Here is a 19493-nt window from a genome sequence, read left to right as displayed (position 1 = left end):
TTGCTTGAGTGCTTTGAAGAACAACTAAATGTTCCATCTGCGTTTATAGAGTTGGCTGGCGGTGTTGGCACTCCATTCAAAATTATTGGTGATGAGTTCGATAGTTCGGTCGTTTTCGGCATCATACACCACCACTCGCCTCATGGCATATTGTTCTATGCCTGATTTTGCCGCTTGCGTTCCGGTGAGCATAATCTCTTGGTCGCACAGAATATCTTGCTCCCTATCTGCTGGTTGTTCGCGCTCTTTAACCCAAATTATGCATTAGGAGAAATAAATGCAATTCAAAAATAGGCTGTGTGCCCTGTCAGTATTGGGTTACGGAATTTTTATGTCGTATTTTTTCTAATGCTTAGCATTAGAAATTATTTAACTCAAGTAGTTGATTTTCATTGGATTGTAAGAGGTGCCATCTCTAATGCGTAATCTGGGATAAAAGAGAGTTGCTCTTTTCTTCAAGCAAGCAGCCCTATAATAAAGTGTTAAAGGTTTTTGCTGAATGGCCATTGGCTCATTGTAAGGCAGTTTTGTTTTGAAACCAAAAGTACCACTTTCTTACCAAAGTATTACAGCCGCATGATGGATGCCATACATTTGCCGCAAACAAATATTATCAGTATGAAAAAAGTCTTTTTTACCCTTTTAGCATTAAACGTATTGTTTCAAATATCGGCACAAAACTGGCTGCCTGTGGGTAGTGGAGTGGGCGACACCCGCGCGGTGAGAGCAATGATAAGTTTTAATGGAAACCTGATAGCCGGGGGCGATTTTCGTGCCATGGGCACCAATACCAAATGTAAGCGCATTGCACAATGGAATGGCACTGAATGGCAAAACATGGGTGCGGGTTTTAATGGTGAGGTGCGGGCGTTGGCGGTGTATAACAACGAACTTTATGCTGCTGGAAATTTCGACAAAGATTCATCGGGCAACATTTTGTATGTGGGCAATATTGCCAAATGGAGTGGCACTGCGTGGCTGAATGTGGCGGGTGCCGATGCAGCTTCCAGCGATATTCGCGCTATGCACGTTTACAAAGGCAAATTGCACATCACCAATATGCGCTATGACAATAGCACTTCATCGGTGCGCCCGGTAATTTCGGTGTTTAACGGCAGCAATTGGGCCGATTTGCCCGGTGAGTTTAAGGGACCGGTAAACTATGCCTACTTATATGCCATAGCAGAATACAAAAATAACTTAGTGGTGGCAGGGGTGTTTGATTCGGTGGGCAATGTGCCTGCCCATCGCGTGGCCATGTGGAACGATACGGTTTGGAAAAGCCTGAACCTGCCCGTGGGTGGCAGAGAGCAGTTTACCCCATCAGTAATTGGTCTTGGAGGAAGAGGCTACTCACTAAAGGAATATAAAGGCAAGCTGTTTATGGGGGGCATTTTCAATAGCTTTGTGCAAGCACCCGGTGATACCATTACACCGCCTTTGGTGTCTTGGAACGATACCGCATGGACGGCCTACCGCTTTGACCAAAACAGTGGCGCCACCGTTCACAGCATGCAAACGCTAAACGACACCTTTTATGTTATTGGAGAGTTTGCCTACTACAACAGCAATCAGGAAATTCAGGGTGTTTGTGCATCGTTGAATACCGCGCTTACGCCTCCCTTTAATGAGTTGAGGTTCTACAATCCGGCAACCACCAAGCTGGAGGGTTTTGCTTCCACCCTGCACAATGGAAGTTTGTTTGTGGGTGGCAGATTTAGCCATGCCGGCACCAACACCGTGAACAACATTGCGCAGTTTGACCCTACACCTGTTTCCACTTCCATCCAAAACGTTGCAGCCTACGCCTTAAAGGTGTATCCAAACCCTGCACAGCATTATTTTATGGTTGAAAGTGAGGGCGCGCAAAACATCCGGCTTTTTAATACCTTGGGTGAAGTAATGATGGCCAACAAGCTGCAAGAAAACAGCACCATATCTGTGGCTAATTTAGCAAGCGGGGTTTATTTCTATCATATAGAAATGAAGGATAAAAGTGTGTCAAAGGGAAAGATAATTGTAGAATAACAAACCACCACCACACAGCAACAAAAAAGGCGCAGCATCAAAGCCGCAATATATGTCGCGGAATCAGTTCAATAATTTGGCGCTGTAGTGGCTGGCGGTTATTTTTAGTCCTTCGGAAAAGTCCCATTGTTCAGAAAGTTGTTGCAAACTCAATTTACAACGGGCTTTTCTTTTTGAAAAACTTTCGGATAGTTATGAATAATAGTAACACCATTATAGGTTTCGATATGAATTGTAAGTTAGTAAAAGTGAAAGGGGGGGTATTCAAAAAGATTAAAATCAAATTTTAATGAATAGTAAATTTCACAACATCAAAAGACTCTCTGTTCTGATAACAGTATTGGTTTTGCTTACATTAAAATATGCTTCTGCGCAAAACTCCTTAACCGTTTACGAAGCAAAGGGCAAAATAGGCTTTAAAGACAGCAATGGGAAAGTGGTATTGTCAGCACAATATAATTCAACTAGTTGCGTGGCTCGTTGCAAATACAGGATCGTAACAACAGGCGATAAGAAGGGTAGTGATAAAAAATTTATTAATGAAAATTGGAGTGTAATAGACGAAAACGGGGCTTTAATTATTAAAGACTTTCCTCACATTTTGAGTGAATATGATTATGTTAATGACACAATTATTCTTCAGGTTGCAAGCTTGGATTATAAGAATAGAGGATTAATTTTTCTGAACGGCAAGGAACTTTTACCTATGAATTGCGAAAGAATCGGTCATCCGGATGATTCATATAATTACTTTTTCGATTACCGACTAATTCCTTACAAAATGAATGGTCTCTGGGGTGTGATTGATATCAGCGGAAAAGAGATATTGAAGCCGGATTACACCTCATTGGAATGCTTAACATCGCACCCCGACCGAAGATCCGTGATTACAAAAAACGGAAAGAAGGGAATTTTATACAGCTCGGGTTATGTTTTGTCTTCCATTTATGATGAAGTGATGGACTATAACATCAACACCGGGGATAAGACATTCATTGATAAGGCTGATGGAAAATTAGTGTTTGGAAAGAAGCCTATACCGCTTTCAGAAAGATACTTAGCAGTAAGATTAGACGGTAAATCTATAGTTGTTAATGGATTTGGAGAAGTTGTGCCTGAAGAAATCTTGAATAAGAAAATTGCTGACTATAAACCACCAACAAAATCGGAGCCAACCGAATTACAAAAAGAAGTTGCCAAAGTTGCCGCCAAATACAGCACAACCCCTGTAAAGCAAGAATACATAAATTGCTTTATGTGTGATGGCACCGGAAAGTCTAAAGAAAATCAGAGAACTTATAAAAGGTGCCCTACATGTGGTGGCTCAAAAAAATACACCCTATTCAATCGCCTTGTAAATTGTGGCATTTGTGATAAATACGGTAAAGTATTGGATAAAGAATGGTATCCGGCTTGCCACTTCTGCAAAGGCACCGGAAAAGTAAAGAATGATTAAGATAGCTAACAAAACACAAAGATGCGCATAGTAAATACCCTGTCATTGCTACTTATAACAGTAAGCACGGTTTCTGCCGGAAGCTCATTTTTCTTCACCGAAAACAAAGGCCAAATCCGTGATCAGCATTTTAAACCGCGCCCGGATGTGTTGTATGGCGGCTCGGCAAACGGTTTAGTCTATCACCTCAAAAAAGATGGATTGCACTATCAGTTGAGCAGGGTGGAAAGCTGGAAGGAAGAGAAAAACGCTATTCAATTAACAGAAAAGGAAAGCAGACAGATTCCTGATAAAATCGGCATTTACCGTGTAGATGTAAACTGGCTGAATGCCTCATCGGAAACCCGGCTTTATAGCGGTGAAGCGCTGCCGGGTTACGACCATTACTACAACGTGCCGACAGGCGCTGAGCCCGCATTGTTTGTAAAAAGTTACAAAACGGTAAACTACCACAACCTGTACGAAGGAGTAGACCTGAAATTTTATACCGATGAAAACTATCTGGAATATGATTTTATCGTGCGTCCCTTTGCCAATTACAAGCAGATTAAAATAGAGATTAAAGGAGCCGATCTAGAAGTGACGCCACAAAAAGAGTTGAAACTGATTACGCCCTTCGGCAACATCATAGAAGGCGCATTGAAAGTATATCAAGGCAACAAACAAATTGCTGCCGACTGGATAGTTGAGGGCAATGTGGTTTCCTTTCATATACCCCATTACGACCCGACCAAACCTTTGCGCATTGACCCGCCTGTTCGCATTTGGGGAACTTATATGGGCGGCTCAGATGTGGAATACGCTTATGGCTGTGCAGTAGACGACCAAAAGCGGTCGTTTATGTCGGGGTTTACTTATTCTAACAACAATATCGCCACTACTGGCGCACACCAAACCAGCTATGCCGGAATGAGAGACGCCTTCTTAAGCAGCTTTGCTGAATGGGGCACCCGCAGATGGTCTACATATCTGGGCGGCAGTTTAGATGATGTTGGGTATGCATGTGAAGCCACACCAAATGGAGAGGCTTATATAGGCGGCTTTGCACAGTCTACCTCAGGTATTTCTACCAATGGTGCTCACCAATCTTCACATGGCGATGCAGGAACATTTGTGGATGGTTTTGTGTCTAAGTTTGACACATCCGGTGTTATCCTGTGGAGTACTTATTTGGGTGGAAGCTGGCAGGATGAAATAAAAGCAATGGCGTTGGATACTGCCGGCAATCTGTTCATAACAGGTTACACGCAATCATCTGATAATATCAGCACACCGGGAACCTATAACCCCAATTATAGTGGAAGTAAAGATGTGTTCTTAGTAAAAATGTCGGCAGCAGGCTCGGTGCTGTGGGGCTCTTACTTTGGCGAGGCTAACGATGATGAAGCTACTGGTTGCGCGGTGCGCGATGGGAAAGTGGCTTTGACAGGCATTTCTAATTCAACAACCGGCATTGCTACACAGGGAGCGCATCAGACTTCACTTCAGGGACCCAGAGATATTTTTGTTGCGCTGTTCGATACCGATGGTCAACTCGATTGGGCAACCTACTACGGTGGCACACAAACAGAAGATGGCGGTGGAGTGGCTCTGGACTCTTTGGGAAATATCTATGCTTGCGGCACTACCTGGTCTTCAAGCGATATCAGCACAAGCGGGGCTTTTCAAGCCACCTTTGCGGGCGGAACTGTGGATGCTTTTCTGGTAAAATTCTCGCCTCAAGGCCAGCGCTTGTGGGGTACCTATTTAGGTGGACAAGGAAATGATGAAGCTTTGTATTGTCATGTTGACCCGTTTGGTGACATTTACTTTGGAGGAACTACCAGTTCTTCATCGGGCATTGCTTCGCCAGGCGCCTATAAAACCTTTAAGGGAACATCAAGTAATCCAACTGCTGGCGATGCCTTTCTGTCCAAATTCAGAACCAACGGCACGCGCATCTGGTCAACCTATTATGGTGGCGAAGGCGGTGAAGTGAGTTATGATGTAGCTACAGATACTGCCGGCAATATTTTCATAACCGGTTTTACCGGTTCAGACCAATTACTGGCTTCAGAAAATTTTTCTCATCAAAAATTACGTGGCGGGGTCAGCGATGCCTTTCTAATTCGCTTCAATAACAACAATATTACGCTGCCTGAAATACCTACTTCAGTTACATCTTTGGCTGAAAATAATTTTGTATTGTATCCAAACCCTGCTACCAATCAGCTTTGGCTGAAAACAGAAAATGTGGGTGATTTCACCTTGCGCATTTTTGATATGCAAGGTAAATTGACCGAACAACATCATTTTCCAAACACTCAAAAATTCAGCATTAATACAGAAAAACTAAGCAATGGGGTTTACTTGCTACAAGTAAGTAATAGCAATGCATCAACCACCAAACGTTTAATTATTCAACATTAAAGAATTTTCAACATGAATAAACTATTCAATGCACTCTTACTCGCAGCCGTTTTATACAGCTCAAATGCTACAACCCAAACCATGGCCGGTGGCGAGGCACACATGATGTTGCTATGTACAGATAATACTAAACTACGTTACAGCGGAGGCAATGCTGATAACCAGTTTATCCCTGTGAGTAGTTTTACAAATTATCCATTAAATCTTCCTCAGGGAGTAACCATAAAATCTATAGCCTCCGGTTGGAATCACATGTTGCTGTTACGCTCAGATGGAAAGGTGTGGAGCATGGGCGAAAACTTCTACGGGCAGCTGGGCGATGGCACCAAAACAGACCGAAATAATCCGGTAGAAGTAAAAAATGTGAGTAATGCCGTGAGTGTGGGTGCCGGTTCGGCCTGTTCTTATTTTGTGCTGGCAGATGGAACGGTAAAAGTAGTGGGCAACAATGGCTCAGGGCAGTTGGGCATTAATTCGCTTAATCCAACCAATACACAAAACACCACTAACATGAACAGCATGAATAATGCCGCAAAGGTAGCTGGTGGCTATACGCACGCCATACTGTTAGATAAAAGCGGAAATGTGTGGGCTATGGGCCAAGGGCAATATGGACAGTTGGGTGACAGTGCCTTTACAGTTTCTGTAAAACCCCGTTTAGTAGAGAGTGTGAGTAATGTAAAAGAGATTGCAGCAAATGGTTATCACTCCTTATTCCTGAAGAATGATGGCACCGTTTGGGCTGCAGGTCAAAACCAATATGGTCAGTTAGGCGACAGCACCAATACCAACCGAAAACACGCAGTACAGATTCCCGGCCTGACCAATGTGATTGACATAGCAGCCGGTGAATCACATTCTCTTTTTGTAAAAAGTGATGGTACGGTTTGGGCTTGTGGCATCAATAACTTCGGTCAGTTGGGTACAGGCGATTTTACCGATTATAATTATCCTGTACAGGTACCCGGCTTGTTCAACATCGTTGCTGTTGGCACCGGCTACAATCAGTCGTTCTTTTTGCAGAACTCAGGCATTCTGTATGGCTGTGGTTTTAACTCCAGTGGTCAAGTGGGTATCGGTTCGTATAATGATGCGCCATCGCCTGTGCAAATTCAAGGCTTGCAATGTATAGTGAGCACTTCGGTAGAAGAGGTAGCATCGGCAAATAACAGCTTCACTGTTTTTCCGGTACCGGCCACAGATGAGGTTCAATTACAATTTGAAAATCAGGGTTGGTACGCCATCACGTTAACAGATGTAACCGGAAAAATTCTGAAACAGGAGCAGCAGTTTATTGTATCACAAGAGCAAAAATCAATCAGCATAGATAGGCTGCATAGTGGCATTTATTTCATTACGGTCACCGATGAAAACAACAACAGTATAACCAGACGAATAATAAAATCGCAATAAAACAGACTACTGCGCAAAATGAATTGGAGCAAATATTTACAGCACCTTATGGTGCTTTTTATAGTTATACAGGTCATACCTTTTTCTGCTAAGGCAGAAGTATTTTTTCGTGAAAACAAAGGGCAGGTAAAAGACCAAAACTGGCAGCCTAGACCAGATGTTTTGTATAGCTACGATGAAGGAGATTTGCACGTTCACCTGAAAAAAGACGGGCTGCATTATCAATTGTTCAAGGTATTAAGCTGGAAAACGGAAGATGAATTTGGGTCAAAGCGCAAAATGATAGATAGCTTAGGTATTTACCGCATAGATGTGCAATGGCTCAATACCAATAAAAATGTTTCGATTGAAAGAGGAAACGCATTATCGGGCTACGAAAACTTTTACAACGTGCCCGATGGCATAGAGCCGGCTTTGCTGGTGAAGCGTTATGAAAATTTGGTTTATAAAAACATTTACAACGGCATTGACCTGCATTTTTTTGAAGGGCAGCATGGCGGTCTGGAGTACGACTATATTGTGCAGCCGGGTGCCAGTTATCAGGATATTCAATGGCAGGTGAAAGGTGCATCGTTGAGTGTAAATGCCCAAAAAGAGTTAGTACTGAAAACCCCATATGGAGATGTTGTAGAAGGCTCATTATTGGTGCTTCAGGGCGACCAAAAAATTGATGCAGAATGGCAGCTGGAAGGAAATGCTGTTAGCATTCGCATCACAGGAAATTACGATAAAACGCAACCACTAAGAATAGACCCACCGGTGCGTTTATGGGGCACTTATTATGCGGGCACCGGTCTTGATGCTCTGTTAAGTTGTGTTGAGGATGCAGCCGGAAATGTTTATACAGCCGGAGACGCCTCTGCCAACAATATGGCTACAAGTGGAGCACATCAAACGGTTTTTGCAGCCGGAAGTGCTGATGGATTGTTGGCAAAATTCAATACCAATGGACAAAGAATTTGGGCAACATATTATGGAGGTAGTTTAGTTGACAGAGGAAAATCCTGTGGTGTAGATGCATCGGGCAATGTATATCTAATGGGAGTTACCCAATCAGATAATGCTATTGCAAGTGCTGGTGCTTATCAGGCTACGAGAGGTGGGCTTACAGATGTATTTATTGCTAAATTCAATAACAGCGGGGTGCGGCAATGGGGTACTTACTATGGAGGCACAAATAACGATGATGGAAAGTCTGCGGTGGTAGACGCAACAGGCAATATTTATGTATGCGGAAATGCCTCTTACACATCTGCTGCTATAGCATCTGCAGGCGCACATCAAGTGGGCTTCGCAGGAGGTCTTGGACAAGATTGTTTTCTGGCAAAATTCAGCACTACCGGACAACGTGTTTGGGGAACTTATTATGGAGGCAATGCAGATGACCGTCCGGGTGGCTGTGCGGTAGATGCGCAGGGAAATGTGTACTTGTGTGGTGTTACCAGTTCCGGAAATGCTATCGCTACAGCAGGCACTCATCAAAACGTCCTGAATAATCAGGGCGATGCGTTCATTGTAAAATTCAATAGCAACGGAGTGCGTCAATGGGGCACTTACTATGGAGGCACACTGGAAGACCGTGGAATAAGTTGTGGTGCCGATGGCAACGGTAATGCTTATCTTTTAGGCAGAACAAACTCTACCTCCCTGATTGCCACCGTAGGCACACACCAATCCAATTTTGCAGGAGATTACGATGCTTTTGTTGTAAAATTAAACGGAGCCAATGGGCAACGTTTATGGAGCACCTATTATGGTGGAACAGGAAATGAAGAACCTGAATTTTTGCACACCAATGCTGCTGGCGATGTATTAGTATCAGGAGAAACAGTTTCCCCTACCCTCATAGCAACTACTACTGCGCACCAAACAGTATATGCCGGTAACAGCGATGCCTTCTTAGCACTTTTCAATACCAATGGATTACGCACCTGGGGCACCTATTATGGCGGAGCAAATTTTGACGAAGGTCGAGCTTGTCACATTGGCGGAAGCGGATTTTACTACATGTGCGGTCTTGCACAATCGCCTACGGGGATTGGTACACCAGGTACATATCAGCCTACCGGTTCGGGCAGTGGTTTTTTAGCCAAGTTTGAAGCCTGTGTGCCCCCTGCTGCACCTACAGCAAACGGCACTACTATTTGTGGAGGGCAAACCGCCACTTTAACTGCCACCGCACCAAGTGGAGTTACCTTTAACTGGTATGCTGCGTCAACCGGAGGGACTGCACTGGGCACCGGAACCAACTTTACAACACCAACCCTAAACGCTACCACAACCTACTATGTGGAGGCAGTAGCTACAGGTTGCCCGCCTTCAACACGCACGGCAGTTACCGTAACCGTAACGCCTGCACCCGCTGCTCCTATTGCCAACACACTTACACCCGGAGTATGTAAGGACAGTGTGGCTACGTTTCAGGTTACCTCAGCAGGAACCACTTTTAACTGGTATGCAACACAAACAAGCACCACGATACTGGGAACGGGAACCACTTATACCTCACCACCATTAACGGTAAACGCTTCCTATTTTGTAGAGCGTGTTGAAAACGGTTGCCCTTCGCAACGTACGCAAGTGTTTGTACAAGTCATCACCGCACCAGACCCTACACCTGCCAACACACAAATCTGCGCAGGAACAACCGCCAACATCAACTCCAACATCAGCAATGCTTTCACGGTGAATTGGTATGATGCACCCAGCGCTACCACGCCCATTTTCACCGGAAGCATATTCACTACTCCAACGCTCAACAGTAACACCACTTACTATGCGCAAACGTTTGTGAATGGTTGTCCATCGGTCCGTGTACCGGTTACCGTAACGGTGGTTACGCCACCTGCATCACCAACCGTAAGCGGCACCACTATTTGTGCCGGGCAAACCGCAACGCTCAACGCCACAGCACCATCGGGTGTAAGCTTTGCGTGGTTCACCGCAGCTACGGGTGGCACAGCAGTGTTTACCGGCAATCCTTTTACCACACCTGTCTTAAATAATAATACTATCTACTATGTAGAAGCGCAGGCAGGCAGTTGTGTTTCTTCTAGAACTGCCGTTACAGTTACTGTTACACCCATACCCACTGCTCCCATCGCCAGCACACTTACACCCGGAGTATGCAAAGACAGTGTCGCTACATTTCAGGTTACTTCGGCAGGAACCACTTTTAACTGGTATGCCACCGCCACGAGTACCACCATTCTTGGAACAGGAACAACATTTACCTCTCCGCCATTAACAGCAAGCACTTCCTATTTTGTAGAGCGTGTTGAAAATGGTTGCCCATCGCAACGCACGCAAGTGTTTGTACAAGTTATCACCGCACCGGACCCTACCCCTGCCAATACACAAATCTGTGCAGGAACAACCGCCAACATCAACTCCAACATCAGTAACGCCTTCACGGTGAATTGGTATGATGCACCCAGCGCTACCACGCCCATTTTCACCGGAAGCATATTCACCACACCAACACTAAACAGCAACACCACTTACTATGCGCAAACAGTTGTGAATGGCTGCCCATCGGCTCGTGTGCCGGTAACAGTAACGGTGGTTACACCACCTACAGCACCTACCGTAAGTGACACCACCATTTGTGCCGGGCAAACCGCAACGCTCAACGCCACAGCACCATCGGGTGTAAGCTTTGCATGGTTCACCGCAGCTACGGGTGGCACGGCTGTGTTTACCGGCAATCCGTTTACTACGCCTGTATTAAATAATAATATTACTTACTATGCGGAAGCACAAATCGGCTCGTGCAATTCCACTTCGCGCACCGCAGTTACAATAACCGTAAATCCTGCTCCGGTGGCAACGGCAAGCAGCAACAGCCCGGTTTGCGAAGGTGGAGATATTAATCTTTCTGCAAATACAACAGCCGGTGCTACCTATGTCTGGAGCGGCCCGAATGGTTTTACGTCTGCACAACAAAACCCTTCCTTAAACACAGTAAGTTTAAACTCAGCAGGCAGTTATTCAGTTACAGTTACTGCCAACGGTTGTAGTAGCACAAGCGCTGTAAATGTCATCGTCAATCCATTGCCGGTTGTCAATACAAGTTATAACGCACCGCTATGTGAAGGCAGCGATTTGAATTTGGCAGTCAGCGCCACAGCCAACGCCACCTATATCTGGAGCGGACCTAACGGATATTCATCCGCACAACAAAACCCTACGATTACGTCCGTTCAATTATCACAAGCCGGCAGTTATAATGTTACGGTTACATCTGCACAAGGCTGTTCTGCAACGGGCTCTGTGAATGTAATAGTGAATGCTTTGGTGAATTTGAATGTAACCGCTGCAGCCACTCCATCAACCCTTTGTGCCGGACAATCCTCAACGTTATCTGCTACAGGTGCCACCAACTTCAATTGGTCGAACGGATTAGGCACAGGCGCAACGCATAATGTGTCACCAACCGCAACTACTACGTATAGTGTTACGGCTACCGATGCCGCCACCGGTTGTTCGGCAGTGGCGAATACATCGGTTACGGTTAACCCATTACCCATTGTTTCCATTAATGCATCGCAAACTACCTTATGCGAAAACGGAACAGTAACACTTACCGCAAACGGTGCTGGCAACTACACATGGAACACACAGGAAACAACTGCAATTATTACAGTTTCACCTACGGCAACAACCTCCTATACTGTTACCGGTACCGATGCCAACGGATGCAGCAGCACCGCTACGCAAAGTATCAATGTGTTGAATTTCACCGGACCTCAGTTTGCCTTTGGCAATAACATCACACTTTGCTATGGCAGCAATGCGCCAACATTGCCGATCACCTCCACCAATGGTATCACAGGCATTTGGCAACCTTCTTTTATCAGCAACACCCAAAGCGACACCTACACTTTTACGCCCGATGGCGGGCAGTGCGCTGCCAATTATATTGTGAATGTTACAGTTCAGGAATTAAGCATTGAAGCCGGACCAGACACCATTGTTGAACTGGCTACCAACGTTCAACTTTTTGCTGATGTGGTTGGAAGCACAACTGGCAATTACCAGTGGTCGCCAGTTACCAACCTGAATTGTTCCAACTGCAACAATCCAAAGTTCTTCGCGCTGCGAAACACACTTTTCACCGTAACCTACACCGATGCCCAAACCGGATGCAGCATCAGTACAGAGGTGAACATTGAAGTGGACTATGACCCAAACACTATTTACTATGTACCTAATGTATTTTCGCCAAATGGTGATGGCAACAATGATTTTTTTGAAATCTATGGACAGAAGATTAAAGAGATTGACCTGAAGGTTTTCAACCGTTGGGGAGAGTTGGTTTACACAGAACTAAGTCTTTCTCCCAAATGGGATGGTTATTACCAAGGGGAACTACAACCTGCGGGTGTTTATGTCTATCATGTTTATGTTGTTTTCTTCAATGGCAGAACTGTACAAAACAAAGGCAGCCTGACACTTGTTCGATAGGTACAAGCCTATTCGAGGTGTAGGTATTTCTATCTATGAAATTGAAGTCTGCTACCTGTTTATTCAATTTCTCATAGCTATCCGAACTTTTTGGGTAAATTAGTCAAAAAGGGTTCTGAAAGCATCGCCAGCATTGAGCGACAGTTGATTTTGGTTGGAAAATAAGTTTGGCGGTTTTAGCGTGATGGGCTTAGCTCCTTGTCAAATTCTATTGCAGACATAATTTAAGGAAAGGTAATAAGGCAAGCAGATGCTTATTTTTTCGGTGAAGTTGGAGAAGGCGTGATTTGCCTTGCAGGTGTTTCTGCGCAGCAGTTCTAAGAGCAGGTAGCCAATCAGCGCGATGTATATTTGTGATTTCACGGCATTGGGGCTGTTGCTTGTAAAGGTTTTCACCTGCAAGTTTTGTTTGAGTGCTTTGAAGAACAACTCAATGTTCCATCTGTGTTTATAGAGTTGGCTGGCGGTTATTTTTAGTCCTTCGGAAAAGTCCCATTGTTCAGAAAGTTGTTGCAAACTCAATTTACAACGGGGTTTTCTTTTTGAAAAACTTTCGGATAGTTATGGTGCTGATTATTTTATTATTCATTCAGCGATAGTTTTTAGTACGCTGCCGTACATTTCTCTTTGTGGAGTGTAAAGATTTTCCGACTTTATGTTTACAGTAAACTAACCTGCTAAGCAGTGGGAATAGTAAACTTTGGGCTTATTTCTTGGCTGGGAATTATACTTCTATTTCACTCTTGTACTTACTATAACTAGAAGACTGTATGTGTGCGCTAATCTTAGTGTGGCTCGTAGCTCACAAATAAATGAATAAGCAGTGAGCGTGCCAAACGCATAGTTATTGGCAGCAGCAGCAATAGTATTATTGCCGCAACTGCAAAGGATGCTACCAACGATAGCTGTAAAACCAAATAGCAAGTGAGCAGTGTAGCCAGCTCGGTAAGCAATACTAAAGGATAGCTAAGCCACAATGCACCCAAATAAAAACCGGGTTCAATTTCAAATTTTTGTTGGCAAACGGCACAACTTTCGGGCATTGCCAACATGCCGGAAAATTTAAAATGATTGGCAAAGGTAAATAAGTTCCCTTTTCGGCACTTTGGGCATTTACATTGCAAAACACTTTTCCAAAAGGATGGTGCATGTTGTTTCATGCTCAAAGTCTTGTGATAAAACCTATAAAGATTTAGGCATAAGCATTTGCGCCCTTTTTCTTGGCAATTGCTCTGTCGTTTTCCTTCAATAATATTTTACGGAGGCGGATAGAAATTGGAGTAACTTCTACGTATTCATCCTCTTGAATATATTCCATAGACTCTTCTAAACTCATAATTACCGGAGGTGCCAATACAGCTTTATCGTCTGAACCGGAGGCGCGGAAGTTGGTGAGTTTTTTGGCTTCGGTAATGTTTAATACCAAATCGTTGTCCTTATTGTTTTCGCCCACTATTTGTCCTTCATATACTTCTACTCCGGCTTCAATAAAGAATGTGCCGCGGTCTTGGAATTTATCTATTGAGTAGGCAGTGGCTCTACCCATATCTTTGGCAATTAAAGTGCCGTTAATGCGGGATGCAATATCGCCTTTCCACGGTTGAAATTCTTTAAAGCGGTGCGCCATAATTGCTTCTCCTGCACTTACGTTTAGCACCAATGTGCGCAGCCCGATAATACCGCGCGATGGAATTTCAAATTCCATGTGCATGATATCGCCTTTGGGTTCCATAATGAGCAATGCTCCTTTGCGCATAGTTACCAGTTCAATACATTTTCCGCTGGTACTTTCGGGGCAATCGATGGTAAGTATTTCTACTGGTTCGCATTTTTTGCCGTCAATTTCTTTTACAATTACGCGTGGGTTGCCAATACACAATTCAAAGCCTTCGCGCCTCATGGTTTCTATCAATACACCTAAGTGCAAAATACCGCGGCCAAATACAATAAAGGCATCCCCATTGGGTGAATCTTCTACGCGTAGCGCAAGGTTTTTTTCTAGTTCTTTATCGAGCCTTTCGCGTATTTTTTGTGAAGTAACGTGCTTACCTTCTTTTCCAAAAAATGGAGAGTTATTTACGGTGAATACCATGCTCATGGTAGGCTCATCAATGCTAATAGGAGGCAGCGCTTCAGGATTTTCAAAATCGGCAATGGTATCGCCAATATCGAAACCTTCTATACCTACTACTGCGCAAATATCACCACATTGTACACTGTCGGTTTTCTTTTTGCCTAAACCGTCAAATACATATAATTCCTTTATGCGCGATTTTACCATGCCGCCTTTGCGTTTAATTAGTTGCACCGGTGTGCCGCTTTGCAAAGTGCCTCGTGTTACTCTGCCTACTGCAATTCTTCCGATATAACTGGAATAATCGAGCGAAGTTATTTGAAGTTGAATAGTTCCTTCCCTCATTTCGGGCGAAGGAATTTTTTCTATAATTAAATCTAAAAGGTAAGAAACATCATCCGATGGGTTCTTCCAGTCGGAACCCATCCAGCTGTTTTTGGCACTTCCGTATGCTGTTGGAAAATCGAGTTGATCTTCGTTTGCTCCTAGGTTAAACATAAGGTCGAATACCGATTCGTGTACTTCTTCGGGGCGGCAGTTGGGTTTATCTACTTTATTGATAACTACAATAGGTTTTTTGCCTAATGCAATAGCTTTGCTTAGTACATAGCGTGTTTGTGGCATAGGACCTTCAAAAGCATCTACCAAAAGCAATACGCCATCTGCCATATTTAGTACGCGCTCTACTTCTCCTCCAAAATCTGCGTGTCCGGGAGTGTCAATAATATTTATTTTGTAGCCTTTGTATTCCACTGCTACGTTTTTGGCAAGAATGGTAATACCACGCTCGCGCTCCAGATCATTATTGTCTAATATCAGCTCACCGCTTTGTTGGTTTTCTCTAAAGAGTTTGCATTGGTGTAGCAGTTTATCAACTAAAGTAGTTTTGCCGTGATCTACGTGGGCAATGATGGCTATGTTTTTAATTTTCATATACAAAATGGATGAAACGAAAAGCGGTAATTGTTGAGATGTTTAGAAAAGTGATAACTTAAAAATCGCTCTCGGTTTCGTTTTAAACGGGCGCGAAAGTAAAAATTTAATTTTGCAACCACTAAAATGGTTTATTCTAATTTGTAGAAAACTATCAGAATGCGGTAATTTTACCAAATTGGGTTTAGTCATTTTGTCAGTACAAGCAGGCATGGCATAATCTTTGCCGTCAGTAGGCAAAAAATATCAATTCATGGAAAAAGGTACAATTTCAGTTTCTACAGAAAACATATTTCCTATTATTAAGAAGTTCCTATACAGCGAACAAGAGATTTTTTTGCGCGAATTGGTGAGCAATGCCGTAGATGCCACTACTAAAGCCAAGAAATTGGCAAGCATGGGCGAAATAAAAAGCGAATTAGGCGAACTTTTTATTGAGCTTAAAATTGATAAGGAGGCTAAAACACTTACTATTAGCGATAAAGGAATTGGCATGACTGCCGATGAGGTAAAGCGCTACATCAACACCATTGCGCTCTCCAGTGCCGAAGAGTTTATTAAAAAGTTTGAAGGTGCCGATAAAGCAAGCATTATCGGGCATTTTGGTTTGGGTTTCTACTCTGCTTTTATGGTGGCCGATAAGGTTGAGATTTTTACCAAGAGCTACAAAGAAGAACCTGCCGCACATTGGAGCTGCACCGGAACTACCGAGTTTGAATTGGGCGAAACAGCGAAAGCAGCACGCGGAACCGATATTGTTTTACATATAAACGAAGATGCCAAAGAGTATTTGGAAGAAGCCAAAATCCGCCAGATGCTCGAAAAATACTGTCGTTTTCTACCTGTTGAAATTCGTTTTGGAACCAAAGAAGTTGCAAGCGAAGATGCCAAAGATGCCGATGGTAAGCCTTTAATGCAAACAGTTCCAAATGTTGTAAACAATGCCACTCCGGCTTATGTAAAAAGCCCTTCGGAGTTAAAGGACGAAGACTATACCAATTTCTACAACGAATTGTATCCGTTTAGCGAGCCGCCTTTGTTTTGGATTCATATCAATACCGATTTTCCTTTTAACCTTAAAGGAATTTTGTACTTCCCTAAGTTTAAACCCAATGTAGAATTAAACCGCAATAAAATTCACCTATACTGCAATCAGGTTTTTGTAACCGATTCGGTAGAGCAAATTGTGCCGGAATTTTTAACCTTACTGCAAGGTGTAATTGATTCTCCCGATATTCCGCTAAACGTTTCGCGCAGCTACTTACAGGGCGATCCAAACGTGAAAAAAATATCGCAACACATCGTAAAAAAAGTTGCCGATAAACTGTATGAAATATTTAAGCAAGACCGCCCTTCTTTCCAAACTAAATGGGAAAGCCTTGGCATATTTGCTAAGTACGGAATGCTGAGCGATGAAAAGTTCTATGAAACAGCGCAAAAGTTTTGCTTATACGAAAGTTCCGATAATGAATTTTTTGTGTTTGATGAATTGAAGGAGAAAACAAATACCACACAAAAAGATAAAAACGGTAAAATAGTGTGGCTATATACCACCGATAAAGAAGGGCAAGACAGTTACATACAAACCGCAAAAAAATACGGCTATGTTGTGTTGCAATTCGATGCACTTATAGATCAGCATTTTATTCAACAATTAGAGTACAAGCAAAGCGATGTAGTGTTTAAACGCGTAGATGCCGATACTATTGATAAACTGATAGAGAAGGAAAATGAGCAAGCATCGGTTTTAACCAAGGATGAAGAAGAAAAAGTGAAGCAGCTTTTTGCCGAAACCATTAATGATACTAAAGTAATAGTAGAAGTAAAAGCATTAGCTCCCGATGAAATGCCCGTGCAAATTACGCGCAGCGAGTTTATGCGCAGAATGGCAGAAATGAGCAAGCATGGTGGCGGGCAGTTTGCCTTTATGGGCGAAATGCCGGAGCAGTATAATTTGGTAGTAAACGCCAATCATGCTTCTATTCAAACCGTATTGAAGGCAGCCCAATCGCAAGAAAAGGTAAAGCAACTGTACGATTTGGCATTGCTGGCACAAGGTATGCTGAAAGGAAAAGCGCTCACCGATTTTATTCAACGCAGCGTTACCGAATTACAGTAAGTTGCACTCTAAAACTTTTTATTGTTAAAACTTTGTTTAGATTACTTCTAAACAAGATGTTTGCTTACGAAAATTAAAACAACAAATTTCCAAATACACACTTCATGCAACTTATGCAAGAAACACAAGAGCAGAATAAGAAATTCAGTTGGCTAAAGAAATTGGGCGCAGCAGGTTTCTTATTTTTTTTAGTGAAAGGAATTTTGTGGTTAATACTATTTGGCCTGGTAGCCTTTGGTTTTATGGATGAAGCAGCGGTAGAAAAGATAAAAAACTTAATACCGTTTTAGTAAGGCAAGAAACAATAAAAATTGTTTTGCGTTTTGGTAAAAACGTGTATTTTTCCCAAAACCTTTGTAGAATTTGAGAGTTGTTTTATTCATTTCATTCCTGCTGTTTACAGTTGCTGCACAAGCGCAAACCGAGCAAGAATATCCTGCATATTATTATCGTTCGTTAGGTATAGTAAATTACTACGAACGAAGTTTTTTAGCCGCAGCAAAAGCGCTCCAACATGCCTTGCAATTACAACCGGGCGATAAAGAAGCAAACGCCATGTTATCTTTGGTGTACGACTCTTTGGGGAGCAAAACCCTCTCGCAAAAAATGAAGGTGCGCACACAGGCATTGAACCTTTCTTTTGGAAAGCAAAAGGATTCAAAATTGCCCGGCATAAAAAACGATTTGCGCACTATTGGCAACGATTACTACAACCGCAGTGTGTACGATTCAGCCATAATGGCGTATAAGCTACACCTACAAACCAATAGCGATGATACGGCTGCGTTGTTTTACTTGGCAAATTCGTATTTCTTTTTGCGCAACTTCAACGATGCAGCGCAGCACTACGAGAAATTATTGGCAATAGATAAGCAGCGTGCCGATGTGTACAACTTAGCCGGAGTATGCTACCGCAACATGGATAACATTCTAAAAGCACGCGATTATTTTAAGCAATGTCTTATTAACGATAGCCTCTTTGCAGTTGCCTACTATAACTTGGGCAGCGCTCAATATGCTTTAGAAGATTTTAAGCAAGCCGAAATAAATTTAGATAAGGCGGCTACCATGCTTCCCAATAATCGCGAAGTGCTTACGCTCCTTGCCAAACTGTATATGGAAACGCGGCAAAAAGAAAATGCGTTGAATGCCTATGAACGTTTGTATTCCATAAATATGAGCAGTGAAATTGCGAATGTAATGTTGGGGCAACTCTATTTTGATGCTAAGGATTTTGAAAAATGTGTATTCCATTTAAACAATGCGCTGAGCACCGTAAAAACCAATGTAGAGTTGAAAAACCTTTTGGGTTTAGCTTACCTGCACTTAAAGAAAAACGATTTGGCATTTGAACTGCTAAAGCCAGCGGCAGATATACTTACCGATAAAAAAGAAACACAAATAGCCGCAGCCAAAGCAGCCAATAACTTGAAACACTATAAAGAAGCCGGAGAGTATGCAAATCGCGCATTGGCACTAGATAAAGATTGCCACCCTGCCATGCTGGAATTGGCTACGGCACTTAAAGGACTAAAGAAAAATAGTGCTGCCAAAAAAGTATTGAAGCAGGCAAAAAGGTAACTCCCAGTTGCGTT

At 43.1% G+C, this 19493-nt stretch carries 12 protein-coding genes; 8 read left to right on the top strand and 4 right to left on the bottom strand.

Annotated elements, in window-relative coordinates:
- Positions 1–24: 24 nt before the first annotated feature.
- On the bottom strand, positions 25–192 hold the full coding sequence (locus tag KF872_05540) for a hypothetical protein (protein MBX2903002.1): 168 nt from the start codon (positions 190–192) through the stop codon (positions 25–27).
- Between the two features lie 426 nt (positions 193–618).
- Here KF872_05540 and KF872_05535 point away from each other — a divergent pair, with 426 nt between their 5' ends.
- From KF872_05535 to KF872_05515, 5 genes are all read left to right on the top strand, one after another.
- Entirely contained in the window at positions 619–2028 is a 1410-nt protein-coding gene (locus KF872_05535) for a T9SS type A sorting domain-containing protein (GenBank protein MBX2903001.1), read from the top strand.
- A gap of 289 nt (positions 2029–2317) precedes the next feature.
- Complete coding sequence (locus KF872_05530) at positions 2318–3484, top strand: WG repeat-containing protein (GenBank protein ID MBX2903000.1); 1167 nt, start codon at positions 2318–2320, stop codon at positions 3482–3484.
- 21 nt (positions 3485–3505) lie between these two features.
- Positions 3506–5893, top strand: a complete 2388-nt coding sequence (locus tag KF872_05525; GenBank protein ID MBX2902999.1) for an SBBP repeat-containing protein — start codon at positions 3506–3508, stop codon at positions 5891–5893.
- Positions 5894–5905: 12 nt separating this feature from the next.
- Positions 5906–7306 (top strand): T9SS type A sorting domain-containing protein, encoded by a 1401-nt coding sequence (locus KF872_05520; protein MBX2902998.1) that lies wholly within the window; start codon positions 5906–5908, stop codon positions 7304–7306.
- A gap of 18 nt (positions 7307–7324) precedes the next feature.
- On the top strand, positions 7325–12772 hold the full coding sequence (locus tag KF872_05515; protein ID MBX2902997.1) for a gliding motility-associated C-terminal domain-containing protein: 5448 nt from the start codon (positions 7325–7327) through the stop codon (positions 12770–12772).
- Positions 12773–12973: 201 nt separating this feature from the next.
- Here KF872_05515 and KF872_05510 read toward each other — a convergent pair whose 3' ends face one another.
- The 3 genes from KF872_05510 to typA all read right to left on the bottom strand — a co-directional run bounded on the left by KF872_05510 (position 12974) and on the right by typA (position 15785).
- A complete protein-coding gene (locus tag KF872_05510; protein MBX2902996.1) occupies positions 12974–13288 on the bottom strand; it encodes a transposase in 315 nt (104 codons plus the stop codon).
- A gap of 269 nt (positions 13289–13557) precedes the next feature.
- Positions 13558–13932: a DUF983 domain-containing protein gene (locus KF872_05505; GenBank protein ID MBX2902995.1), complete on the bottom strand. Its 375-nt coding sequence runs from the start codon at positions 13930–13932 to the stop codon at positions 13558–13560.
- Between the two features lie 32 nt (positions 13933–13964).
- Positions 13965–15785, bottom strand: a complete 1821-nt coding sequence (typA, locus tag KF872_05500) for a translational GTPase TypA (GenBank protein MBX2902994.1) — start codon at positions 15783–15785, stop codon at positions 13965–13967.
- A gap of 247 nt (positions 15786–16032) precedes the next feature.
- On the opposite strand from typA, the gene htpG reads away from it, so the two are divergent.
- The 3 genes from htpG (at position 16033) to KF872_05485 (ending at position 19479) form a co-directional block, all read left to right on the top strand.
- Positions 16033–17898 carry a molecular chaperone HtpG gene (gene htpG, locus KF872_05495; GenBank protein MBX2902993.1) on the top strand — a complete coding sequence of 622 codons (1866 nt, stop codon included), beginning with the start codon at positions 16033–16035 and terminating at the stop codon, positions 17896–17898.
- 104 nt (positions 17899–18002) lie between these two features.
- Positions 18003–18188, top strand: a complete 186-nt coding sequence (locus tag KF872_05490) for a hypothetical protein (protein MBX2902992.1) — start codon at positions 18003–18005, stop codon at positions 18186–18188.
- Between the two features lie 73 nt (positions 18189–18261).
- On the top strand, positions 18262–19479 hold the full coding sequence (locus tag KF872_05485; protein ID MBX2902991.1) for a tetratricopeptide repeat protein: 1218 nt from the start codon (positions 18262–18264) through the stop codon (positions 19477–19479).
- The last annotated feature ends 14 nt before the right edge of the window (positions 19480–19493 follow it).

It is taken from the genome of Chitinophagales bacterium (genome assembly GCA_019638515.1).
Lineage (GTDB): Bacteria > Bacteroidota > Bacteroidia > Chitinophagales > LD1 > UBA7692.
This window is presented reverse-complemented; position numbering and strand designations above follow the sequence as displayed.

Excerpts from the sequence above, each read along its gene's own strand:
- KF872_05535 (MBX2903001.1), top strand. The coding sequence starts at position 619 with ATGAAAAAAGTCTTTTTTACCCTTTTAGCATTAAACGTATTGTTTCAA.
- KF872_05505 (MBX2902995.1), bottom strand. The coding sequence starts at position 13,932 with ATGAAACAACATGCACCATCCTTTTGGAAAAGTGTTTTGCAATGTAAA.
- KF872_05525 (MBX2902999.1), top strand. The coding sequence starts at position 3,506 with ATGCGCATAGTAAATACCCTGTCATTGCTACTTATAACAGTAAGCACG.
- htpG (MBX2902993.1), top strand. The coding sequence starts at position 16,033 with ATGGAAAAAGGTACAATTTCAGTTTCTACAGAAAACATATTTCCTATT.
- KF872_05515 (MBX2902997.1), top strand. The coding sequence starts at position 7,325 with ATGAATTGGAGCAAATATTTACAGCACCTTATGGTGCTTTTTATAGTT.
- KF872_05530 (MBX2903000.1), top strand. The coding sequence starts at position 2,318 with ATGAATAGTAAATTTCACAACATCAAAAGACTCTCTGTTCTGATAACA.
- KF872_05520 (MBX2902998.1), top strand. The coding sequence starts at position 5,906 with ATGAATAAACTATTCAATGCACTCTTACTCGCAGCCGTTTTATACAGC.
- KF872_05490 (MBX2902992.1), top strand. The coding sequence starts at position 18,003 with ATGCAACTTATGCAAGAAACACAAGAGCAGAATAAGAAATTCAGTTGG.
- KF872_05540 (MBX2903002.1), bottom strand. The coding sequence starts at position 192 with ATGCTCACCGGAACGCAAGCGGCAAAATCAGGCATAGAACAATATGCC.